This is a genomic window from Methylotenera sp. G11 (assembly GCF_000799735.1).
GTDB lineage: Bacteria > Pseudomonadota > Gammaproteobacteria > Burkholderiales > Methylophilaceae > Methylotenera.
The window spans coordinates 952,106-973,633 of sequence record NZ_JUHH01000001.1; the positions used below are offsets into that span (position 1 = coordinate 952,106).

23 protein-coding genes and 3 tRNA genes are annotated in these 21,528 nt (G+C 48.9%); 14 read left to right on the top strand and 12 right to left on the bottom strand.

Annotated features, from left to right (window positions below):
* Positions 1–6: 6 nt before the first annotated feature.
* Entirely contained in the window at positions 7–486 is a 480-nt protein-coding gene (locus tag GQ51_RS04240) for a dihydrofolate reductase (RefSeq protein ID WP_047550190.1), read from the bottom strand.
* Positions 487–532: 46 nt separating this feature from the next.
* On the opposite strand from GQ51_RS04240, the gene GQ51_RS04245 reads away from it, so the two are divergent.
* From GQ51_RS04245 to GQ51_RS04255, 3 genes are read left to right on the top strand one after another with little or no spacing between them, the layout of a single operon-like run.
* Positions 533–1,972 carry a HAMP domain-containing sensor histidine kinase gene (locus tag GQ51_RS04245; RefSeq protein ID WP_047550191.1) on the top strand — a complete coding sequence of 480 codons (1,440 nt, stop codon included), beginning with the start codon at positions 533–535 and terminating at the stop codon, positions 1,970–1,972.
* A 7-nt stretch (positions 1,973–1,979) separates the two neighbouring features.
* On the top strand, positions 1,980–2,555 hold the full coding sequence (locus GQ51_RS04250) for a hypothetical protein (RefSeq protein WP_047550192.1): 576 nt from the start codon (positions 1,980–1,982) through the stop codon (positions 2,553–2,555).
* Between the two features lie 9 nt (positions 2,556–2,564).
* Complete coding sequence (locus tag GQ51_RS04255; protein ID WP_047550193.1) at positions 2,565–3,914, top strand: sigma 54-interacting transcriptional regulator; 1,350 nt, start codon at positions 2,565–2,567, stop codon at positions 3,912–3,914.
* Positions 3,915–4,048: 134 nt separating this feature from the next.
* Here GQ51_RS04255 and GQ51_RS04260 read toward each other — a convergent pair whose 3' ends face one another.
* Positions 4,049–4,519, bottom strand: a complete 471-nt coding sequence (locus GQ51_RS04260; protein WP_152604111.1) for a hypothetical protein — start codon at positions 4,517–4,519, stop codon at positions 4,049–4,051.
* Between the two features lie 94 nt (positions 4,520–4,613).
* Between GQ51_RS04260 and GQ51_RS12590 the strand changes: the two genes are divergently transcribed.
* Together GQ51_RS12590 and GQ51_RS04265 are read left to right on the top strand one after the other, a co-directional pair.
* Complete coding sequence (locus tag GQ51_RS12590; RefSeq protein ID WP_268746806.1) at positions 4,614–4,742, top strand: hypothetical protein; 129 nt, start codon at positions 4,614–4,616, stop codon at positions 4,740–4,742.
* Between the two features lie 194 nt (positions 4,743–4,936).
* Positions 4,937–5,284, top strand: a complete 348-nt coding sequence (locus GQ51_RS04265) for a hypothetical protein (RefSeq protein ID WP_047550198.1) — start codon at positions 4,937–4,939, stop codon at positions 5,282–5,284.
* Between the two features lie 109 nt (positions 5,285–5,393).
* On the opposite strand, the gene GQ51_RS04270 is transcribed toward GQ51_RS04265, so the two are convergent.
* Genes GQ51_RS04270 through GQ51_RS04290 form a run of 5 tightly spaced genes read right to left on the bottom strand, consistent with a single transcriptional unit; the run spans position 5,394 to position 10,572 of the window.
* The gene (locus GQ51_RS04270; RefSeq protein ID WP_047550200.1) at positions 5,394–6,188 is read right to left on the bottom strand and encodes a thymidylate synthase; all 795 of its coding nucleotides are present in this window, start codon (positions 6,186–6,188) and stop codon (positions 5,394–5,396) included.
* Between the two features lie 6 nt (positions 6,189–6,194).
* Positions 6,195–7,625: a threonine synthase gene (gene thrC / locus GQ51_RS04275; protein ID WP_047550202.1), complete on the bottom strand. Its 1,431-nt coding sequence runs from the start codon at positions 7,623–7,625 to the stop codon at positions 6,195–6,197.
* 46 nt (positions 7,626–7,671) lie between these two features.
* Positions 7,672–7,956, bottom strand: coding sequence for a GIY-YIG nuclease family protein (locus GQ51_RS04280; RefSeq protein WP_047550205.1), 285 nt, complete (start codon positions 7,954–7,956; stop codon positions 7,672–7,674).
* Between the two features lie 43 nt (positions 7,957–7,999).
* Complete coding sequence (locus GQ51_RS04285) at positions 8,000–9,328, bottom strand: homoserine dehydrogenase (RefSeq protein ID WP_047550208.1); 1,329 nt, start codon at positions 9,326–9,328, stop codon at positions 8,000–8,002.
* Positions 9,325–10,572 (bottom strand): pyridoxal phosphate-dependent aminotransferase, encoded by a 1,248-nt coding sequence (locus GQ51_RS04290; protein WP_047550211.1) that lies wholly within the window; start codon positions 10,570–10,572, stop codon positions 9,325–9,327. The genes GQ51_RS04285 and GQ51_RS04290 overlap by 4 nt, the downstream gene beginning before the upstream one ends.
* Positions 10,573–10,678: 106 nt before the next feature.
* Here GQ51_RS04290 and GQ51_RS04295 point away from each other — a divergent pair, with 106 nt between their 5' ends.
* From GQ51_RS04295 to GQ51_RS04305, 3 genes are all read left to right on the top strand, one after another.
* Positions 10,679–11,047 carry an Mth938-like domain-containing protein gene (locus GQ51_RS04295; RefSeq protein ID WP_047550215.1) on the top strand — a complete coding sequence of 123 codons (369 nt, stop codon included), beginning with the start codon at positions 10,679–10,681 and terminating at the stop codon, positions 11,045–11,047.
* 381 nt (positions 11,048–11,428) lie between these two features.
* Complete coding sequence (locus GQ51_RS04300; RefSeq protein WP_047550224.1) at positions 11,429–11,824, top strand: hypothetical protein; 396 nt, start codon at positions 11,429–11,431, stop codon at positions 11,822–11,824.
* Positions 11,825–12,196: 372 nt separating this feature from the next.
* Positions 12,197–13,366, top strand: a complete 1,170-nt coding sequence (locus GQ51_RS04305; protein WP_160279997.1) for a LysM peptidoglycan-binding domain-containing protein — start codon at positions 12,197–12,199, stop codon at positions 13,364–13,366.
* A gap of 39 nt (positions 13,367–13,405) precedes the next feature.
* On the opposite strand, the gene fabB is transcribed toward GQ51_RS04305, so the two are convergent.
* Together fabB and fabA are read right to left on the bottom strand one after the other, a co-directional pair.
* Positions 13,406–14,638: a beta-ketoacyl-ACP synthase I gene (gene fabB / locus GQ51_RS04310; protein WP_047550231.1), complete on the bottom strand. Its 1,233-nt coding sequence runs from the start codon at positions 14,636–14,638 to the stop codon at positions 13,406–13,408.
* A gap of 76 nt (positions 14,639–14,714) precedes the next feature.
* On the bottom strand, positions 14,715–15,230 hold the full coding sequence (fabA, locus tag GQ51_RS04315; RefSeq protein WP_047550234.1) for a 3-hydroxyacyl-[acyl-carrier-protein] dehydratase FabA: 516 nt from the start codon (positions 15,228–15,230) through the stop codon (positions 14,715–14,717).
* 291 nt (positions 15,231–15,521) lie between these two features.
* Here fabA and GQ51_RS04320 point away from each other — a divergent pair, with 291 nt between their 5' ends.
* Genes GQ51_RS04320 through GQ51_RS04345 form a run of 6 tightly spaced genes read left to right on the top strand, consistent with a single transcriptional unit; the run spans position 15,522 to position 21,003 of the window.
* Positions 15,522–16,538, top strand: coding sequence for an AAA family ATPase (locus GQ51_RS04320; protein ID WP_047550236.1), 1,017 nt, complete (start codon positions 15,522–15,524; stop codon positions 16,536–16,538).
* 11 nt (positions 16,539–16,549) lie between these two features.
* Entirely contained in the window at positions 16,550–17,413 is an 864-nt protein-coding gene (locus GQ51_RS04325) for a DUF58 domain-containing protein (protein WP_047550242.1), read from the top strand.
* A gap of 17 nt (positions 17,414–17,430) precedes the next feature.
* Positions 17,431–18,435, top strand: a complete 1,005-nt coding sequence (locus GQ51_RS04330; RefSeq protein WP_047550246.1) for a hypothetical protein — start codon at positions 17,431–17,433, stop codon at positions 18,433–18,435.
* A gap of 3 nt (positions 18,436–18,438) precedes the next feature.
* Positions 18,439–19,428, top strand: coding sequence for a vWA domain-containing protein (locus GQ51_RS04335; protein ID WP_047550247.1), 990 nt, complete (start codon positions 18,439–18,441; stop codon positions 19,426–19,428).
* Positions 19,419–19,997 (top strand): hypothetical protein, encoded by a 579-nt coding sequence (locus tag GQ51_RS04340; RefSeq protein ID WP_047550248.1) that lies wholly within the window; start codon positions 19,419–19,421, stop codon positions 19,995–19,997. The genes GQ51_RS04335 and GQ51_RS04340 overlap by 10 nt, the downstream gene beginning before the upstream one ends.
* 13 nt (positions 19,998–20,010) lie before the next feature.
* Positions 20,011–21,003: a VWA domain-containing protein gene (locus GQ51_RS04345; RefSeq protein ID WP_047550251.1), complete on the top strand. Its 993-nt coding sequence runs from the start codon at positions 20,011–20,013 to the stop codon at positions 21,001–21,003.
* Between the two features lie 99 nt (positions 21,004–21,102).
* Here the strand turns inward: GQ51_RS04345 and GQ51_RS04350 are convergent.
* The 3 genes from GQ51_RS04350 to GQ51_RS04360 all read right to left on the bottom strand — a co-directional run bounded on the left by GQ51_RS04350 (position 21,103) and on the right by GQ51_RS04360 (position 21,456).
* Positions 21,103–21,178, bottom strand: a tRNA-Gly gene (locus GQ51_RS04350).
* 29 nt (positions 21,179–21,207) lie between these two features.
* Positions 21,208–21,281: transfer RNA gene (locus tag GQ51_RS04355), tRNA-Cys, on the bottom strand.
* A 99-nt stretch (positions 21,282–21,380) separates the two neighbouring features.
* A tRNA-Gly gene (locus GQ51_RS04360) sits at positions 21,381–21,456 on the bottom strand.
* Between the last annotated feature and the right edge of the window lie 72 nt (positions 21,457–21,528).

Sequence of the window (21,528 nt, forward strand, 5' to 3'; positions counted from 1 at the left end):
TGGCGGTTAACGCTGATAAATAACGTAACTGAACTGCAGGCCTTTTTCAGAAACATGCGCTTCGCGCGCCGTTTCATGCCATTGCTGTAACGGAATCTGCGGGAAATGCGCATCGCCTGCCACGGCCAGGTCAATTTCAGTCACGTATAACCTATCAGCCAGGTCCAGGCCTGCCTGGTAAAGTTCTGCGCCGCCGATCAGGAATATCTCGTCATCATCCCTGCACAGCGCGATGGCATCCTGCAATGAATGCGCAACAAGCGCACCTTCAACTTGGTAATCCTGATTGCGCGTTACAATGACAGTAGTACGGCCTGGCAGCAACCGTCCCAGGGACTCATAAGTTTTACGCCCCATAATGATATGGTGCCCCATGGTCAGCGCTCTGAAACGTTTTAAATCTTCAGGCAGATGCCAAGGCAATGTATTGTTGATTCCAATAACCCTGTTTTTAGCGATCGCCACGATAATAGATAATTTAGTCATCTATCAATTATACTGGATGTTTGCAAAGATTGACCTCGACTGACCCATGCGCATTCATTATCCCGGCTCGTTTCTGAAGCTGCTGTTAATTGGCTTTGCATTCGCCATTTTCCCTTTGCTGTGGGCTTTTACAAATGCCAACATTGCATTTGATAAACTTGCAGAACAAAGCGAAATCACCATCTACAACGCTGTCAGGACCACGCGTGCAGCCCGCACGCTGCAAGAACAGGTGTACTTGATGGAACGCAGCATCAGGCAATACTATGTGCTGCAGGATGACGCGCTGTTCATGAACTACAAGCAGGCCGACACTAAATTTGATGCGGCCGTTGTCGAATTGCAGCAACTAACGGCTTACCGTCCGCAACTGGAAAAAATCCATGCGCTGCGCCAGCAAACCAGGCAGCTCAACCAGCTGATCCTGAACTCTATCGGCACCCAAACGACGCAACTGGATTTCCTTGACACCTTCAGCCGGCTTACGCAGCAGATCGAGACGATCATTGAAGAAAACAACCGGGAAATAGATAAAACCTCATCCCAGCTGACGCTGGCTGCAAAGAAGACGCAAAGAAACTTACTGATACAGAGCCTGGTATTGATCCCGCTGGCGCTGCTGGTAGCGGGCTGCATAGCATTTATGCTTGCACGGCCGATCCGCCGCATGGATAAAGCCATCAAAGCACTTGGCGAGGGGTATTATGACCAGGAAATTGCGATTGATGGTCCCGGCAACCTGCGTGTCCTGGGGCAACGCCTGGACTGGCTGCGAGCCGAGCTCAAAGAACTGAACGAACAAAAACAGCAGTTCCTGCGCCATATCTCACATGAACTTAAAACACCGCTGACAGCAATTAGAGAGGCTACCGAGTTGTTGAATGACGGGATAGGCGGGTCATTATCCGTACAGCAGGCAGAAATCACCCATATCCTGAGGGATAACACGATCCGCCTGCAGCGCATGATTGAAAATCTGCTTGACTATACCAAACTGGAATCCATACAGCGCAAGCTTGATTTGCAGACCATCAACCTGCCGGAACTCATGGCTGAAGTAATCGGCGCACACGAACTCAGTATCCGCAACAAGCAATTGGTCATTGAAACCATCTCCAATCTCGACCGGATCACAGCTGACCGTGAAAAACTGACGATCATCATGGACAATCTGGTATCCAATGCCGTGCGTTACAGCCCTGACCTTGGTCATATTAAAATACGCAGCAATGAAGACAAGAGCCATTTCATTATCGAAGTCATCGATGATGGCCCGGGGCTGGATAAGGCCGATCAGGAAAAATTATTCTCCCCGTTTTACAGAGGCACGCATTTGCACAAAAGCCTGATCAGCGGCAGCGGCCTGGGCCTGGCTATCACAAAAGACCTTGCAGAAGCGCACGACGGCAGCATTGAGCTCGCCCCTTCACAGCAGGGGGCGCACTTCATCGTGACTTTACCCAAAATTATAAAAACTGATAATTGAGATTCAAATGAACAGCAAAAATTTTACATTATTAATTTGCAGCCTGATCTTAAGCTGTGCATGCAGCAGCAAACCTCTCATCGGCAACACTGCCGGTAACGGCAAGATCAATGCCATAAAAACCAGCCCGTTTAAACAAAGCAACGTGTCAGAACTGCTGGCGTTCATCGACAGTTATTCAAACCTGACGCCGGAAATGCAAAAGAAAACATTTGCGGAAATTAACCAGGCGGCGGCAGAAAACAAAAACATCCTGCTGCATCGCCTCAAGCTGGCATCGATGTTTGCACTCCCTAGCAGCCGCCTGCGTGATAATGCCAAGGCACAGAATTTGCTTCAGGATTTATTACAGGAAAATACGCTGCACCCTTCAGATGCTTTTCTGCTCAGCCTGCTGTATGAATATACGACAGACTATACAAAGCAGTTACAGAGAAACCGGGACGACATGAAAAAACTTGAGACTGCACAACAGAAGTACGAAGCGCTGGAACTGAAAAACAAAGTATTGGAACAGAAGCTGAATGAATTGAAAAACATTGAAAAAACCATGAACGACCGTGATTCAAAATCTAATAACTAGGCAAGACACATGCATAAGCCCTATATACTTATCGTAGATGATGACCAGGACATACTGAAACTGATCAGCATACGCCTGCGTGCTGCCGGCTACGACACCGCGACCGCCAATAACGGCGTTGAAGCCATGTCAGCCATTGCGCTGCAACGCCCCGACGTTGTCATCAGCGATTTGCGCATGCCGGCCATGGATGGCATGGCCTTGCTGGAGGCTGTACATCACGCGCACCCAGCCTTGCCGGTCATCATATTGACAGCTCACGGCTCGATACCGGATGCCGTAAGCGCCACCCAGCGCGGCGTGTTCGGCTTTCTGACCAAACCGTTCGACAGCAAGGAGCTGCTGCACCAGGTAGCCACGGCACTGCGCCTGAATGGCACACACACGGCTCAGTCCGATACGGAAGAAAATAATGACTGGCGTGCAGAGATCATCACACGCAGCCCGCAAATGGAAAGTCTGCTTGGGCAGGCGAGACTTGTTGCTGGCACTGATGCCAGCGTCTTTATCCAGGGCGAAAGCGGCACCGGCAAAGAGCTGCTGGCGCGGGCAATTCACCATGCAAGTCCGCGCCACTCCAAACCGTTTGTAGCGATCAACTGCGGTGCCATTCCTGAAAACCTGCTCGAGTCCGAACTGTTCGGCCATAGCAAAGGCTCATTCACGGGCGCTACAAAATCACATATTGGCTTATTCCAGAGTGCAGATGGCGGCACCCTGTTTCTGGATGAAATCGGCGACATGCCGCTGCCTCTTCAGGTCAAGGTGTTAAGGGCATTGCAGGAACGCACCATCCGCCCTGTCGGCAATACCGCTGACGTCAAAATCGATGTGAGGCTCATCTCAGCCACCCACCGCAACCTGTCTGTGGAAATGCAGAATGAGCGTTTTCGCGAGGACCTGTTTTACCGGATCAACGTGGTGGGACTTGAAATACCTTCCCTGGCGAACCGCCGCGAGGATATAAGCCTGCTGGCCAACCACTTTATCGGCATCTACAATAAAAAATACAAGAAAAAAGTGCACGGCTTTGCACCAGATGCCCTAGAAGCGCTGATTGCAGCACCGTGGCCAGGCAATGTGCGCCAGCTGCAGAATATGGTTGAACAGATGGTAGTACTTGCAACGACACAGATCGTGCCTGCAAGCCTGGTGCAGAAATCCTTGCAGGATGAATCAAATGGAATCATTTCTTTTGATTCAGCCCGTCGGAATTTCGAGCAATCGTACCTGATCAACCTGTTAAAACTGACCCAGGGCAATGTGACCCAGGCAGCCAAATTAGCGCAGCGCAACCGCACCGAGTTCTACCGCCTGCTGGAACGGCATCATATACAGGCAAACACCTTCAAAAACTAAGCATACAGAATGGTGATGCATGCTGAATGACACGCTGCCATACAGCGTATGGCAATCATCCAGCAAACCACGCCAGGCCTGGTAGATGACTGCCTGATACCCAATAAATTACGATCAGATCTCAGCCATATGCACTAAGTAAGCTGATATTGCATGTGCCTATACCTGACTGTTGCAGCTCTGGCAGCCGCAGTCCTGGTCATTGCAGACTTAGCGGTTGTGGACTTGCCGGCTGCGGACTTGGCGGGCACTACGCGCGCAATTTCCTTACCCGATTTATTAAAGAAGATAACAGCAGGCAGCCCGGAATTAGGTAAGCCCAAAGCCGCTTTATACCCGGCCACTTTCTCATTTTCGACCGTAAGCAATAACGGTGCAAAGCCTTCATTTTGCTTAACCTGTGCCAACAACAGGTATGCAGCTTCAGCCGCAGCGTTGCCGCGCGGCGTAACCACCATCACGACACCCTTTTCACTTTCTGCCGCCTTTGATACCACGCTGGTATGAATATCAAATGTCGGGCTGGATTTGGCAAATACCGTAAGCGTTCCTGCTGCCAATGCTATGCACACTAGCTGTGCTGTTCGTTTTAACAATCTATTCATTTAGTTACCTCCTAATCATCTACTTTGATGGTAGTGGTCAATATGCATGATCCATGCCAATAGAAATAGGAGCTAAAACAGCTGGCTCACATCAATGAAAAATAACGCAGAAACGCAGGCAGGCCGTAAAAACCAGGCCTTAAGGATCAATCATGGCTATGCAGCGCGTCCATTCATGCAGATACAGACACACCTGACTGTCGCTGATAACAGACAAACTTAACGCATTAAAATCATGCAGTTAGGCTAGCACCCCATATACATGTCGCTGTTAAGCGACATCATGGCGGATTCATAAAATCCGCATAAATTCGTAACTACATGATTATTAATGATAAAAAAACTTGGCACGATAATCGCTAACTATCAATTGTAGTTAAATTTGCAGTGATCTTAAAAACATTCAGGAGTTGATTAATGAAATTCAATTTATCAAATAATACAGTACGCCTAATGACTGCCGGAACGATGGCCATATTTTTCGGCAGCAGTGTTGGCACCCTGGCATTCGCTGACAACAAGGCAGCAGACAGCAAAAAGGTTGAGTCAGCAGCAAACAAAACAGCTGATGCTGATTTCAGGAAACTGGATGCCAACACAGACGGAAAGATATCGCTAAAAGAAGCGGTCAAAGACAAAACTTTAGCCAATGTTTTTGATGTGACCGATGCCGACCACGACGGCATGGTATCAGCAGATGAGTATCTGAACTATAAATCAGCTTTGTCTACAATGAATAAGGAGGGCGCAAACACAACGAACTAATGGTTAAGTAGTAATAGTTTTTCTGCATTTCTTGTGACTTATCCTTATCCCCTGTAAGTTGCAAGTTTAGGTTGCCTTGTATTCCCGACAAGGCAACCATTTTTTTGCCTCAGACCGCTACCTGACCTTTAATGGCGGGATATGGATCGTAATTTTCCAAAGTGAAATCTTCATATTTAAAACTGAAGATGTCCTTCACGTCAGGATTAATATGCATCGTCGGCAATGCACGCGGGGTTCGGCTCAATTGCTCGGCCACCTGTTCCATGTGGTTGGAGTAAATATGCGCATCACCCAGCGTATGCACAAAGTCACCCAGCCTCAGGTTGCACACCTGCGCCACCATCATGGTAAGCAAGGCATAAGAAGCAATGTTAAACGGCACGCCCAGGAAGATATCCGCACTGCGTTGATAGAGCTGGCAGCTCAATTTGCCATCTGCAACGTAGAATTGGAAAAACGCATGGCAAGGCGGCAGTTTCATCTGGTCGACATCAGCCACATTCCAGGCCGATACGATCAAACGGCGTGAATCCGGGTTCTTTTTGATGGATTCAACGACTTGCGTAATCTGGTCTATATGCGTTCCATCCGGCTTAGGCCAGCTGCGCCACTGATAACCATAGACAGGACCAAGGTTGCCATTCTCATCCGCCCATTCATCCCAGATACGCACACCATTCTCTTTGAGGTAGGCAATATTGGTACTGCCCTGCAAAAACCACAGTAATTCATGGATGATGGATTTCAGGTGCAGTTTTTTAGTGGTGAGCAAGGGAAAACCATCGGCGAGGTTAAAACGCATCTGGTAACCGAATACCGAGGTTGTACCTGTACCGGTACGGTCTTCCTTCTTGTTACCATGCTCTAACACATGGCGCAGCAGCTCATGATAAACCTGCATAGCGTCCTAGCTCGTTTTCTCGACAATAAACTGTTTGATTGCCGCAGCGTCTGCGTCCATCACGGTGAAGCGCTGCGGTAAATCTTCAATGTTATTCAACGCAGCCGGGCGTTCAGGTACTGTGCCCAATGCCTCGACAATAGATTCTTCGAACTTGGCGGCCAATGCCGTTTCCAGCACCACCATCGGCGTCTGCCGGTCAAAATACTCCAGCGCGACTTTCAGGCCATCCGCAGTGTGCGTATCGATCACTACATCATATTTTTTCTTGGTTTCGCGTATCGTCTGTATGCGGTTAGCATGGTTGCTGCTGCCGGAAACGAATCCGTATTCAGGAATTTTCGCAAAATAGCCATCTGCGTTCAGGTCGAAACTGCCGCCGCTATCTACCTTGCTCCACAAAGCGCGGGTTTTATCGCTGTCACGCCCCACTAAATCATACACAAATCGCTCAAAATTCGACGCTTTGCTGATATCCATAGACGGACTCGATGTGTGGTAAGTATTGGCTGAACCGCGCGGACTGTAAACGCCGGTTTTAAAGAACTCGTCCAGCACATCATTCTCATTGGTGGCCACAATCAGTTTATCAACCGGCAATCCCATCATACGGGCAATGTGGCCGGCGCACACGTTGCCGAAGTTACCTGAGGGCACTGAGAAACTGACTTTCTGCGCATTATTCTGCGTCACCGCAAAATAGCCTTTAAAGTAGTACACCACCTGTGCCACGATACGACCCCAGTTGATAGAGTTCACTGCGCCGATTTTATGTTGAGCTTTGAATGCCGCATCATTAGAAACAGCCTTCACCATATCCTGACAGTCATCAAACACGCCATTCACGGCAATATTGTAGATGTTGTCATCCTGCAGGCTGAACATCTGCGCGGTCTGGAAACGGCTCATTTTCTTGTGCGGCGACAGCATGAACACGCGGATGCCTTTTTTGCCGCGCATCGCATATTCAGCTGCTGAACCGGTATCTCCGGAAGTTGCCCCCAGAATATTGGTCGTTTTGCCTTCTTTGGTCAGCACGTATTCAAACAGGTTGCCCAGCAGCTGCATTGCCATGTCTTTAAATGCCAATGTCGGGCCATTGGAAAGGCTCAACAGGTACAGATGATCTTCCAGCTTCAATGTCGGCGTAATATCGCCAGCATTCTGGCCTTTACGGGTATAGGCATAGACATCCGCACGGTAGGTTTTATCGATGATCGCTTTCAAGTCATTTGCAGGAATGTCATCCACAAAGCGCGACAGAATCGCAAATGCCAGGTCCGGATAAGATAGGCTGCGCATCGCGGTCAAATCTGCATCGGTGAATTGCGGGTAGCTTTCAGGCAGGTATAAACCGCCGTCCGGCGCTAAACCGCCCAACAGGATCTGGCTGAAGCTTTGTGCAGGTGACTGTCCGCGGGTACTGATATATTTCATACTAATCTCTCAAACTTCCGTCATTCCAGCGCAAGCTGGAATCCAGTTACAATAGGTCGTGATATAAATCACGCCAAACTAAATTACTTCGCTCAATAAGTTCAATCTTCCAGGCACGTTTCCACGCTTTTATATTCTTCTCTCGAGCAATTGCCGATTCCATCGTTTCATGGATTTCGTAATACACCAATTCATGCACGGCATACTTTTTGGTAAAACCTTCTGCCAAATCGTTTTTATGCTGCCATACTCGTTTTATTAAATCCGACGTAACTCCAACGTACAAAATGCCATTTTTCTTACTCGCCAGAATATAAATACAAGGCTGCATGGTGACCTGGATTCCAGCTTGCGCTGGAATGACAGAACATGGCCTATTTCGCCAGCTCTTCCATACGGATACGCACGACTTTTCCGGCAATGGCAGGCAGTGCCTCAATCGCTGCAATTGCTGCGTTCATGTTTTCTTCAACCGTGATATGCGTCAGGATCACGATGTCAGCTTCCGTCTCATTCTCATCCGGTTCTTTTTGCATCATGGCATCAATCGAAATGTCACGGTCACCCAGGACTTTTGTCACGTCAGCCAGCACGCCAGGTTTATCACTGGCACGCAAACGCAGGTAATAAGCGCTCTTGACTTTATCAATAGGCAAGATAGGCAGATCCTGCACCTGCTCAGGCTGGAATGCCAGGTACGGTACACGCTGCGCGCTGCTTGCATCCATAAGACGCGCTACATCCATCAAATCCGCTACTACTGCGCTTGCTGTCGGCTCTGCACCGGCACCGGCGCCATAGTACAGCGTAGGACCAACGGCATCGCCCTTCACCACCACGGCGTTCATCGCGCCGTTCACATTGGCAACCAGGCGCTTTTCCGGGATCAGGGTTGGGTGTACACGCAACTCGACACCGTCATCCGTACGCTTGGTGATACCCAGTAATTTAACGCGATAACCCAGCTCTTCGGCATATTTGATATCTACCTGTTGCAGCTTGGTAATGCCCTCCGTGTAGGCTTGTTCAAATTTCATCGGCATACCGAAAGCGATTGCTGACATGATTGTCAGCTTATGCGCGGCATCAATCCCTTCCACGTCAAATGTAGGGTCGGCCTCGGCGTAACCCAGTCGTTGCGCCTCACCTAATACGTCTGCAAAGTTAAGGCCTTTTTCACGCATTTCGGTAAGAATAAAGTTAGTGGTACCGTTAATGATGCCGGCGACCCATTCGATACGGTTTGCGCCCAAACCTTCGCGCAACGCTTTAATGATAGGGATGCCGCCGGCAACGGCCGCTTCATAAGCCACGATCACATTGTTCGCTTTTGCGGCAGCAAAAATCTCGTTGCCATGCAACGCGATCAGCGCCTTGTTGGCAGTCACAACGTGCTTTTTATTGGCAATCGCCTGCAATACCAGTTCTTTGCTTAAAGTGTAACCACCAATCAGTTCTACAACGACATCAACGTCTGGGTTATTGACTACAGCAAAAGCATCATCCGTCACGTCGACGCTGCCGGCAACTGCGGCCTTTGCATGCTCGATATTTCTATCGGCAACCTGCACCACTTTAATTTCAACACCGCTGCGGCGGCTGATCTCTGCCGCATTACGTTTTAAAACCGTATAGGTACCGCCACCTACCGTGCCTAAGCCCAATATGCCTACGCTTAAGACTTTATTCTCTGACTGTTTCAAGCCTTTGCTCCAATGTTGTTCGTGTTATGTTTTTTTCTATAGTTTTCCAGAAACCTGGAAATACGCCTGATCGCCTCGGCAAGATCATCCACATTCGGTAAAAACACTACGCGGAAATGGTCAGGCGTCTTCCAGTTAAACCCGGTACCCTGCACCAGCAATACCTTTTCCTCCAGCAGCAGATCCAGAATGAACTGCTGGTCATCCTTGATCGGGTAAATTTCCGGATCCAACCGCGGAAACAGATACATGGCAGCCTGTGGCTTGCTGCAGCTCACGCCCGGAATCGCATTGAGCATTTCATAGGCAATATCACGCTGTTTGCATAAACGGCCTTCCGGCGCTACCAGGTCATCAATGCTCTGGTAACCGCCCAGTGCAGTCTGAATGGCCAGCTGGCCTGGCACATTGGCGCACAAGCGCATGGATGCCAGCATATTGAGGCCTTCGATGTAATCTTTAGCGTGTTTTTTCTCACCGCTGATGATCATCCAGCCGGCACGGTAGCCGCAGGTACGGTAGTTTTTTGATAACCCGTTAAAGGTTACAAACAATACATCATTCGCCAGTGAAGCGATTGAGGTATGCACATTGCCATCGTATAAGACTTTATCGTAGATCTCATCGGCAAAAATCACCAGGCCATGATGGCGGGCAATATCAATAATTCCCTGCAGAATTTCCGGCGGATATAAAGCGCCCGTTGGGTTATTCGGGTTAATCACCACAATGCCGCGCGTATTGGCGGTAATCTTGGATTCAATATCCTTCAGGTCAGGCATCCAGCCCGTTGCTTCATCACACAGGTAATGTCGTGCGGTACCGCCAGCAAGATTCACCGCAGCCGTCCATAACGGGTAATCAGGCATCGGCACCAGAATCTGGTCACCATTATTCAGCAAGCCCTGCATCGCCATCACGATCAGTTCTGATACGCCATTGCCGATAATGATGTCATCGACGGTCACACCCTGAATATGCTTGCCTTGCGTATAATGCATGATGGCTTTGCGCGGCTCGAACAAACCTTTGCTGTCGGTATAGCCGCCCGCCTTCGACATGTTGCGGATGACATCCTGCTGGATCTCTTCAGGCACCTCAAATCCAAAGGCCGCCGGATTGCCGATATTAAGCTTGATGATACGTTGGCCGTCTTCTTCCATCTCGCGTGCACGCTGCAAAACAGGGCCGCGGATATCGTAGCAGACATTATTAAGTTTACTGGATTTGAGTATGGGCTGCATGATGCGTGAATTTAGCGCTGGAAAGCATAATAGTTAAAGGTGCTAGTTTACATTAGAATGCTGTATTCGTTCAATTAAAGCCTGGATATTACAGGCAATATCACCCATGAAACTGCACCTGACAACAGCTGAAAACAACAACCTGATTACCGCCTATAGCACAGAATATATAGAGGTTAACAAGCAGCGTTATACTCAAAACCTGATCGTGATGCCTGAGTCATTAATCCACGACTGGGCGACCACTAACTTTGCAGATCTGACCAATGAGCATTTCCGGAAAATTGCGGACTTGAAACCGGAAGTGGTTCTGCTAGGCACGGGTGCCAGCCATCTGTTTTTACACCCGAAACACTATCAGCACCTGACTGATAACGGCATTGCGCTGGAATGCATGACGACAGCGGCAGCCTGCCGCACCTACAACATACTCATGAGCGAAGGCCGGAACGTTGCGGCAGCACTGATTCTTTAAACAAAATAAGCTCGCGTCGCCTTACCCGAAAGTCATCTAAACACGAACATGCTTTACCATCGTATTTGCGGCGTATGGCATAGCTCAACTCCAGCGCAGCATCTGCACCCCAATTTGATACTCACCGACATATTAATGTTAAGTAGCAACATGGCGTCTGGACGCTACCACCACGACAACTAAAGCCATTATCAAGCAAACAACATATCTAAAAAATAATCTGAATATATTCCCTGCTAACCAGCGACTTACATAGCTTATTTAATTTATCCCCGCCATTCACACCGTAAAATAAAAGGGGAAAAATTCCCACATAATTTATATTTCATGTATAATTTAGTTGCTTGTTTAAATCTAAAACATGATTATAAGGAGATCACCATGGCTAACGGTGTGGATGAAAATGGACTTGCAAAGGCTGCCATAATCGATCAATTAATCATGGAGCATTCCAATAAAATGCCTACAATGTCAGCAACAATACTGGCTTACAGCATTGACCATGCATTAATAGATGCGGGATTTGAAAGCCACCTGAGAGCAGACTACGAGCAGAATCTGCTTGCCAAAGAAAATAAGCAGCTGGGCAAGGAATTACACCAATTTCTGGCGGAACAAGGGATCCCTGCCGACACTGTAAACAGGGTAGCGGCAATGGAGGCGGAAGGCTTTCGGCAGCTTTTAAAGCAACTTGACGCTAACTATAGGATTCTAGATAAAGCACCCGTTCATACTCTACCTGTACAAATCAATACGGCACTGGACAGCCGCTGTTAGGAAATCAACAGTAATCAGAATAATCTAAGCGCAATAAAAAAACGCCCTCGCTTCCACCTCACCCACTGGGGTACTGGTGCTGTGGGTGTTGATGCAATCAATATGCCATCCACGCTTTTCAGAGCCAGCTTCATGCGGCGCACTCTCACAGCACTTGTAACATTCTAATGAGCGAAGGCCGCAATGCGGCAGCGGTGTTGTTGGCTCTATAAATATTAGTTGTTTAAAATCATCCCCTTGCAGACACGATAATCTGTCGTCATTTTTAAAAAATCTTTATTTTCATCACTGTCATTTAAGCTTCACATGGAGGTAACAATCCACCTTCAATATATCCATGTAACAAATATGGTTTTATTGAAGGATGATTCAATGAACACACGCAATGAGCAATCGCCTGCGCCCGTGCGGCAAACTGAAATTACTGCGCAAAAAAATAAATATCAGCTCAAGCCCTCAACAGATAATGGCGGCAACACTTTTGTTGATGAGGGGAAGGCTAACGCCATCACGGTAAATACGCCTTTTACTGTAATTCCAGGCTTGCCTGCACTTAACAAAATTTTAGCCAAAATCGACAGATCTACGCAGCAGGATCTTGGCTTTACGTTTAAGGCAAGCGCAGAAAAAGTACCCAACCCGGAAGGCACACAAGATTTACAGGTCAGTCTTGACTATATTGGGTTCGGCTTGATGAGCAGCAGATTCAATGTGCAGTTCTCGCCCCTCTCAGTCAAAATAGAGTCTGGAAACTTGAATACCGAGCCACACTGGGGCTGTAGTGCAACGGTATTATCTTCACCCATTGGTTTGGTGCATGAAAGGGCTGGCGTTAAAGGCACATTCAGTGACTGCAATGGCAACAGGACATTTAGCGCCGCTCCGGAATTCAGCTATCAAAGCTCTAAAACATTCAGGCCATTATCTACGGCAACCGGCGGGTATTTTTTTGGAAATAGCGCAACATTTAACATTCCCGATGTCATGTTGCCCATTATCGAGAAAGTAAAGGCAGATGGCCCCAGTCTTGAAGAATGGGAAATCATCGCCAACCATGCCTTGCCTTCAATTCCTGCGGTACAGATAGGCCGTATTATCGATCAGCAGATTGAAGTTGTGAGTAATATCGCAAGCACGGCTATTGCCAATATTGAATCCGTACTGGAACCGGCAGAAAAAAGTAATGACGTATATCTAGTGAAGCAGCAAGCAAAAGTGCCAGAAAAACATACACAGCCACAAGATATTAAACCTGCCGGGCGGGAAAGAACGCTCTACACGGTGCAGCAGAACGACACGCTGTCAATGATAGGCAAAAAAACCGGTCATACTTGGATGGAAATTTTCGCGCTGAATAAAAACATACTCAAAAACGAACCTGATCGCATCTACCCAGGGCAAGAGTTACGCATACCGAACAACCATGAGCATATCGCACTGATGGAACATCCGGTCATTAAAGCGCAAATACTTGCCAACCTGGCAAAACATAATGAGATGGTGGCCCAAAACACTAACAATACGATCGAATCGGCTGCTTAGGTATGAAATCTTAAGCAACCGAGCCACTCACATTATCGTTTATAAGCCCCTGCGTGACAAAGTCAGCGTTGCGTTGGTGCCGCCAAAACCGAAGCTGTTAGACAGCGCTGTTTCTATCTTCACATTCTCGATCGCTTTACGCACAATATTCAGACCTTCAGCCGCAGGATCAAGTGTTTCGATATTGGCAGAAGCGGCAATGAAATCATTTTCCATCATCAGCAAGGTATAGATGGCCTCATTCACGCCAGCCGCACCCAGCGCATGGCCTGACAGGGATTTGGTTGAAGCAATCGCCGGATTCTGTTTCAGGCCGTTTTCTCCGAATACTTCACGGATCGCTTCCAGTTCCTTCACATCACCTACAGGCGTACTTGTACCATGGGTATTGATGTAATCAATTTTGCCTTCAACGCCTTCCAGAGCCAGTTTCATGCAGCGCACAGCACCCTCGCCGCTTGGGGCTACCATATCGTAACCATCAGAAGTGGCGCCATAACCCACCACTTCGGCGTAGATTTTTGCACCACGCGCTTTAGCGTGCTCGTACTCTTCCAGCACCACAATACCGCCGCCGCCGGAAATCACAAAACCATCACGGTTAGCATCATAAGTACGCGAAGCTTTGTCTGGCGTATCGTTATATTTACTGCTCAAGGCACCCATCGCATCAAACAGGAATGACATGGTCCAGTGCTCTTCTTCTGCACCACCGGCAAAAATCACATCCTGCTTGCCGAGCTGGATCTGCTCGACACCAGCGCCGATACAGTGTGCGCTGGTGGAACAGGCTGAACTGATACCGTAATTGATACCCTTGATTTTAGCGCCTGTAGCCAGGCAAGCCGCTACACCGCTGGACATGGTCTTGGTCACCATGTATGGGCCAACGCGCCGAATGCCCTTTTCAGCCAGCGTGTCGGTAGCTTCCAGCATGCTTTCAGTTGAAGTGCCGCCGGCACCGACGATCAGGCCGGTACGTACATTGGACACCAGCTCTTCCGGCAGGGTCGCATCTGCGATCGCTTCCTGCATTGCCAGCCAGGCATAGGCATGGCCTTTTGCCATAAATCGCAGCAATTTACGATCGATGAGTTCTTCAATATTCAGGTTCTTGATCGAACCGGCCACGTGAGAGCGTAGTCCACGCTCTGCATACTCAGGCTGATAAGTGATACCTGATCGACCATGACGCAGGCTGTCTAAAACCTCGGCTTTATTGTTTCCCAGACTGGAAACAATCCCTATCCCAGTAATAACGACACGACGCATTATCGTGCACTCCTAATAAATTAATCAATAACCGTATTTTAACTTAAGTGTTTTTAAACTTCTTGTGTTCGATAAGTTAAAAGTTGTCTGTACGTGTAAACAAACCAACGCGCAGATCATTTGCAACATAAATCTCGCGGCCATCAATCTGCATTGACGCATCTGCGATGCCCATCACCAGTTTGCGCATGATGACACGTTTCAGATCGATGGTATAGGTTGCCAGCTTTGCCGTAGGCAGCACCTGCCCAGTGAATTTGACTTCGCCCGCACCCAAAGCACGGCCACGGCCAGGACCGCCCATCCAGCCCAGGTAAAAACCAACCAGTTGCCACATCGCATCCAAACCTAAACAGCCGGGCATCACCGGATCACCGGTAAAATGGCAGTCAAAAAACCACAGATCAGGATTGATATCGAGTTCCGCAACAATCTGGCCATTGCCGTACTTGCCGCCTTCTTCAGTAATTGAAACAATACGATCAAACATCAGCATAGGTGGCAATGGCAATTGGGCATTCCCTGCACCGAACATTTCACCACGGCCGCATTTGAGTAATTCTTCTTTTGTAAAGCTATTTTGTCTTTGCATGATTTTATTTCTTTAATCGTTTTCTGAACTGGTTTTTGCTTTTATTTAAAAGTCGCGAAAAACCGATAAACTTGATTTAATCTGTAAATTTAATCTAACTTACGCTATTTTCGCTGGAAATCAATTTTTACGAAAGCACTATTCACACTTAAGCTGCGTTTTACCATTTTTTCAAACAATTTAAAATAAATATGCACAAGGGGGTATACAGATCTGTTTACCCCCGGTAAAAAAACGTTTACTATGCACCTAGCTTAAATTCAACTATTTATAAAAATACGGGAAATTTCAATGAGTGACGCACAACTAGCCGACTGGCGCGATCTCGCGCTGACCTTAGAAACAGAAGTGAACAAAGTAGTCGTGGGGCAGCATACTCCCGTGCGCCTGATTACCACTTCAATTTTTGCACGTGGCCACGTATTGCTTGAAGGTGACGTCGGCGTCGGCAAAACAACCCTGCTGCGCGCATTCACCCGCGGTATCGGCGGCGGTTACCAGCGTATTGAAGGCACCATCGACCTCATGCCTAACGACCTGGTTTACCACACCTACCTTGGCGAAGACGGCAAGCCTCACGTCAGCGCCGGCCCATTGCTGATGTCGGGCGAGAACCTGTCGGTGTTCTTCTTCAACGAAATCAACCGTGCACGCCCTCAGGTACACTCCCTGCTGCTGCGCGTGATGGCCGAACGCAGCCTGTCTGCATTCAATGCCGAGCACTACTTCCCGCATATGATCGTGTTTGCGGACCGCAACCAGGTTGAAAAAGAAGAAACTTTCGAAATCCCGTCCGCAGCGCGTGACCGCTTCATGATGGAGATCCCGATTGTCGTACCGAGCGATGATGACATCATGCAGGCACTGGTATTTGACACCAAATTCCATAACGTGGATGCGCTGGTTGATACGGTTAAAGCGGATATTCTACAGTTTGATGAGCTGAATGGTTTTTCCGGCATCCTGCAAAACAGTATTGAAGCCAGCGACACGCTTAAAAAATATGCACTGAACCTTTGGAAAGCGACCAAAGCACCGCTTGATTACGGCGTAAAAGTATCCGGCGTAGACATGAATCGCCTGGTACTTTCCGGCGCCAGCCCACGTGGCATGAGCATGATGCTGCGTGCAGCACGCGTAAATGCATGGCTGAACAACCGCAGCGCAGTATTGCCGGATGATATCCACGCAGTGTTCCATTCCACGATTGCGCACAGGCTTGTATTCAGCCCTGTATATGAAATGCGCCGTACAGAAATCGCACGTGAAATGCTATCTGGCATTATTAATGCCGTTTCTGCACCTTAATAAAATAAAACATGACTCTACCACTCATCAAGTCTTTTGATTACCACATAGGCTGGCGCTCACGCGGGCGCAACCCCGGCCGCCATGCCAGTACGCAACGCGGCATGGGCATGGAGTTTCGCGGGCATACCACGCTGCTCTCATACCCTGACCCGCGCCGCATCGATATTCGCCAGACGATCCGCGATCCGCTGGAGCAAGTCTATGTACGCCTGTTCAACCAGAAAAGTGCCACGCCTGTATTTGTAATCTGCGACTTATCAGGCAGCATGAATTTCGGCGCAAAAAAACGTAAAATCAAGCTTGCCGCTGAAATCGCGGAATCGGTAGCGCAGTCGGCCAGCGAACATCATGACCCATTCGGCTTTATCGGTTTTGACGAAAAAGTACGTGAAGACTGGATCAGCACGACCTCATTCAAATCACATCACGCGATTGCAATGGCGGAATCACTGAAAGACTTCCACCCGGCACCGGTTGACTGCAAAGGCATTACCGAAGTCTACCGCTACCTGCCACGTGAGCGCTCGCTGGTATTTTTAATCTCGGACTTCCACATGCCGAACGAAGTGCTGGAAGAAGGGCTATCCAACCTGCTGCGCCACCACATCGTACCTGTCGTGCTGTGGGATGCCGCCGAATACAGGAACCTGCCTGAATTTGGCCTGGCCAATGTCACGGATGCAGAAACCGGCGAGAAACGCACCTTGTTCATCCGTAAGGAATTACGCGAAAAAATCGTGCAATCCTTTGAGAACAGACGTAATGAAATATATGAATTATTCATGCGTTTTGATATGCCGCCTTTTTACGTTGAGGGCGAGTTCGATGCAGATGCACTTACAGAATACTTTCACCAATTTGTAGCGGCTTAATTTAAGTAAGAATCACTATGAAAAAATCCATTCGCCAATATGCACTGATACTGTTCATGTGCATGTCTCCATTAACGGCATTCGCTCTGGACAGCCAGGAGCTGCCGGATGTTAAAGAAGGCATCGTCACGATTGAAACCAAAGACCCGGTAAAACTGGTTGGTTACACCGTGGGAGACGTCATAGAGCGCGAAGTCACCCTGACCATCAAAGCCCCCTACAAACTGATTGACACTTCACTGCCGATCCCGGGTTACGAAAAACGCTACAGAGGGCAATTAATCGGCATTGAGCTTAAAAGCATCAATCACGTAAAAAAAGAATCCAAAAAACAGACGGTTCACCACATCAAGCTCGCCTATCAGGTATTTACCAATAACGTTGTGGCAAAAAATGCCGCATTAGGGCCCGAATACCTGAACCTGATCAATGCTACCGATAAAAAGGAACTGGTGAAATATCGCGTACCCAGCCTGACTATCGCTATTTCACCGATTGCCATCTTCGGCCAGGTCAAGGTTGAAAACAACATGAGCCCGCTACTCGGCCCCCTGCTGATGACAGAAGACAAAGAGATGCGCTACCTGAAAATTTCACTGGCAGCGATTGCGCTGAGCCTGATCGGTTTGCTGTATATCCTGGGTAAAAGCGCATGGCTCCCGCGCATGGGCGGCGCTTTTGCCAAGGCTTACCGTGCCGTGCGTAAAACCGGCAATACTGATGAAGGCATAAAACAGGCGATTTCAACCCTGCATCAGGGCTTGAATACGACGGCGGGCATGAGCGTTTTCAGCGACAATTTATCTGCTTTCCTGCACAACCATCCTGATTTTTACCCGATCAGAACCGAGATAGAAGAGTTTTTCGGCTTATCCCGCCGCGTTTATTTCGAGCCTTCTTACAAGCTGGAAGGCGAACATACTGCAGACCAGAATCCCCATCAATGGCTGACCCGCTTTGCACGCCACTGCCGCGACTGCGAGCGCGGCCTGATTCCGGAACCGATGAAAGCAGGAGCATAAGGCATGGTTTTTTCCCACCCATGGCTGCTGTGGCTGCTACCCTTGGCGACCCTTCCGCTGCTGCTGCAGCGTGCGCATGCCAGGCACTATTCCTGGGTCGACATGCTGCCCAAAGACCCTTTATCGGATTTAATCGGTCTTATCTTGAAAATATTGGCAGTGCTGACCCTGGTTTTTATCATCCTGGGCCTGGCTGCACCGCACACCACCGAGACCAAAGTAGAACGCGTCGGCGTAGGCGCACAAATCGCCTTGGTACTCGACCGCAGCGCCAGTATGGATGACCCGTTCTCGGGCACCACCAGCGCCGCCGGCAACACCACCGTGGGCGAGACAAAATCGGTCGCTGCGGCAAGGCTGATTACCGAGTTTGTAAAATCACGCCAGCAGGACATGTTCGGCATGATCACTTTCAGCAACTCTGCCATGTATGTGCTGCCGCTCAGTGAGAACAAAAAAGCCGTCATCGCTGCCGTGCAGGCCACCGGCGGCAATGCGCTATTCCAGACCAATATCGGCAGCGGGCTGACCAGCAGCGCCGCCCTGTTCGACAAGATCCCGGACTCTGGTTCACGCGCGGTCATTCTGTTATCTGACGGCGCAGGCCGTGTGGACGCCAATACGCAGCAGAAGATCAAAGACTGGTTTGACCGCATGCACATCAGCCTGTACTGGATCGTGCTGCGCCAGCCGGGTGGCATCAGCATCTTTGACCCGAATTTCAAACCCGTTGAAGATCAGCCGTTGCCACCGGAAATTGAACTGAACGAGTTTTTTAAAACACTGAAAACGCCTTTTAAAGCTTATGAGGCCGAAGACCCCAAATCCTTGCAACTGGCGATGAATGACATTAATAATCGCGAAAAAAAGCCAATTAAATATTTTGAAAAAATACCGGGTCATGAATATTCAAATGTCTGCTTTATTATCGCAGCACTGATGATCGGCTTATTACTGGGCGTGAAACACTTAGAGGTTAGAACATGGCACTAAATTCAAAAACACTGGCGACGGCTAAATTTCATCGTTTCTTTACCGTGAAAAAGCTCACATGGCTATTTGCACTCATCGCGATTATCGCCACGGCTTCTGTTGTGTATAACTTCAGTCGCATGCAGCAGATCGAAGCATTCAATCATGCGATCAGCGAAGGCAAGCCGCCAAAATCAGACCTGCAAAGTTTCGAAGCAAGATTTGCCACGGCGTACTGGCTGGCAAAAAATGAACGCTATAAGGAAGCGACGCTGCTTTTTAACAAAGCCCTCAATGGCGCTACCATCGAACAGAAAGCGGCTATTCATTACAATCTGGGCAATATCTTCTTTCTGCGTGGCCTGATCATCAATGGCACCAGCATGACGGTACGCGATGAAGCGGAATATTTATTGCGCCAGGCAAAAACGGCCTATCTGCAATCGTTAAGGCTTGATAACTCCAACTGGGGCGCACGCCACAACCTGGATCGCCTGCTCACGATGCTGCCTGCCACACCAACGCCAGGCGTGGGTGAAAGTGACACCCCGGGCCTGATCATGGGCAATATTCCGGTTGGATTGCCTTAAAGGATAGTCGGCCATGCATAACTTATACAACTATTTCCGCCACCGCCGCGATGTCACGCTGCTGGCCGCCGCGCTATTGCTGCTGCTCATTGCGCTGTTCAACCCGAAAATACCGATCAAACGCGACATTTACAGCTACATGCTGATAGCCGACATCTCACAAAGCATGAATACGGTGGATAAGACCCTGAATGGCAAGCCGGTATCGCGCATGGTATTCATGCAGGATTTAATGCACAGGATGATAGGCGAACTGCCATGCGGCACCAATGTCAGCATCAGCCTGTTTGCTGGCGTGAGTGTTGCGGCACTGTATACGCCGATTGAGGTCTGCGAAAACTTTGACGCGATCAACGATACGATCGACCACCTCGACTGGCGCACAGCATGGTCTGGCAACAGCCGTGTACGTGCAAGCATGATCACTCTGGCTAAAACCATACGCTCGTTTCCCGAGCCGGCACAGGTTGTATTCTTTACCGACGGTGAAGAAGCACCCAAGCTGCATGTATTCAACAGAACCGATTTAACCGCATTCCAGGGCGGCGAAGACTGGCTGTTCGTGGGTATTGGCTCCGATGCCGGCACTCCGATCCCTAAATTTGATGAACATAACCAGCTGATCGGCTACTGGTCAGGCGACAGCTTTGCGATGCAGCCGGGGATTGCTCAGATTTCCGAATCCAACCTCGGCGTCAGGGATGACAACGTAGCCGGCGGCACCAGTGACCGCTACCTGTCCAAACTGGATGAAGAATACCTGAAAGAACTGGCGAAGGAAGTGAACGGCCTGTATGTTCGCGGCAACAATGTGCATGACGTACTCGGTGCCATGAAAAAACAGAAACCCGTACGCAAGGACAAGGCGGGTTTTGAAATCCGCTGGTTATTGGCAAGCCTTGCCGGCATCCTGTTTATTCTGGCCTATACCCCGAAGCATCCGCTGCAGGAACTCAAAACCCAATGGCGTCATTTACTGGCACGCCGCAGACAAAAGGCGGCATAGCCTTAAGCCTTATATGGCAAAACCAAACTGATATGGATAACATGGCAATGCCGGTAAAATAAAAAAGCCGAAAGCATGATGCTTTCGGCTTTTTATATCTGGAGCGGGAAACGAGGTTCGAACTCGCGACCTCAACCTTGGCAAGGTTGCGCTCTACCAGCTGAGCTATTCCCGCGTATTACTTACTTTCATTACAAAAAAATCTGGAGGCGCGAACCAGAGTCGAACTGGTCTAAACGGCTTTGCAGGCCGCGGCATAACCGCTTTGCTATCGCGCCATTATATTTCAGCATTATAAGCCAAAATAAATCTTTAGTACGTGCCACCATTCTAACTAAAACGGCGAAAGCATAAATGCATTCGCCGTTCTTGATATCTGGAGCGGGAAACGAGGTTCGAACTCGCGACCTCAACCTTGGCAAGGTTGCGCTCTACCAGCTGAGCTATTCCCGCGTTGTCATTACGTTGTGTCATCGTTAAGACAGGCGCCATTATAGAGATTTTGAGCCTCTCGTCAAGCAGAAC

What these genes read in the sequence shown, in the direction of transcription:
- GQ51_RS04240 (WP_047550190.1), bottom strand. Translation starts at nt 486, where the DNA reads ATGACTAAATTATCTATTATCGTGGCGATCGCTAAAAACAGGGTTATT.
- GQ51_RS04245 (WP_047550191.1), top strand. Translation starts at nt 533, where the DNA reads ATGCGCATTCATTATCCCGGCTCGTTTCTGAAGCTGCTGTTAATTGGC.
- GQ51_RS04250 (WP_047550192.1), top strand. Translation starts at nt 1,980, where the DNA reads ATGAACAGCAAAAATTTTACATTATTAATTTGCAGCCTGATCTTAAGC.
- GQ51_RS04255 (WP_047550193.1), top strand. Translation starts at nt 2,565, where the DNA reads ATGCATAAGCCCTATATACTTATCGTAGATGATGACCAGGACATACTG.
- GQ51_RS04260 (WP_152604111.1), bottom strand. Translation starts at nt 4,519, where the DNA reads ATGAATAGATTGTTAAAACGAACAGCACAGCTAGTGTGCATAGCATTG.
- GQ51_RS12590 (WP_268746806.1), top strand. Translation starts at nt 4,614, where the DNA reads ATGAAAAATAACGCAGAAACGCAGGCAGGCCGTAAAAACCAGGCCTTA.
- GQ51_RS04265 (WP_047550198.1), top strand. Translation starts at nt 4,937, where the DNA reads ATGAAATTCAATTTATCAAATAATACAGTACGCCTAATGACTGCCGGA.
- GQ51_RS04270 (WP_047550200.1), bottom strand. Translation starts at nt 6,188, where the DNA reads ATGCAGGTTTATCATGAGCTGCTGCGCCATGTGTTAGAGCATGGTAAC.
- thrC (WP_047550202.1), bottom strand. Translation starts at nt 7,625, where the DNA reads ATGAAATATATCAGTACCCGCGGACAGTCACCTGCACAAAGCTTCAGC.
- GQ51_RS04280 (WP_047550205.1), bottom strand. Translation starts at nt 7,956, where the DNA reads ATGCAGCCTTGTATTTATATTCTGGCGAGTAAGAAAAATGGCATTTTG.
- GQ51_RS04290 (WP_047550211.1), bottom strand. Translation starts at nt 10,572, where the DNA reads ATGCAGCCCATACTCAAATCCAGTAAACTTAATAATGTCTGCTACGAT.
- GQ51_RS04295 (WP_047550215.1), top strand. Translation starts at nt 10,679, where the DNA reads ATGAAACTGCACCTGACAACAGCTGAAAACAACAACCTGATTACCGCC.
- GQ51_RS04300 (WP_047550224.1), top strand. Translation starts at nt 11,429, where the DNA reads ATGGCTAACGGTGTGGATGAAAATGGACTTGCAAAGGCTGCCATAATC.
- GQ51_RS04305 (WP_160279997.1), top strand. Translation starts at nt 12,197, where the DNA reads ATGAACACACGCAATGAGCAATCGCCTGCGCCCGTGCGGCAAACTGAA.
- fabB (WP_047550231.1), bottom strand. Translation starts at nt 14,638, where the DNA reads ATGCGTCGTGTCGTTATTACTGGGATAGGGATTGTTTCCAGTCTGGGA.
- fabA (WP_047550234.1), bottom strand. Translation starts at nt 15,230, where the DNA reads ATGCAAAGACAAAATAGCTTTACAAAAGAAGAATTACTCAAATGCGGC.
- GQ51_RS04320 (WP_047550236.1), top strand. Translation starts at nt 15,522, where the DNA reads ATGAGTGACGCACAACTAGCCGACTGGCGCGATCTCGCGCTGACCTTA.
- GQ51_RS04325 (WP_047550242.1), top strand. Translation starts at nt 16,550, where the DNA reads ATGACTCTACCACTCATCAAGTCTTTTGATTACCACATAGGCTGGCGC.
- GQ51_RS04330 (WP_047550246.1), top strand. Translation starts at nt 17,431, where the DNA reads ATGAAAAAATCCATTCGCCAATATGCACTGATACTGTTCATGTGCATG.
- GQ51_RS04335 (WP_047550247.1), top strand. Translation starts at nt 18,439, where the DNA reads ATGGTTTTTTCCCACCCATGGCTGCTGTGGCTGCTACCCTTGGCGACC.
- GQ51_RS04340 (WP_047550248.1), top strand. Translation starts at nt 19,419, where the DNA reads ATGGCACTAAATTCAAAAACACTGGCGACGGCTAAATTTCATCGTTTC.
- GQ51_RS04345 (WP_047550251.1), top strand. Translation starts at nt 20,011, where the DNA reads ATGCATAACTTATACAACTATTTCCGCCACCGCCGCGATGTCACGCTG.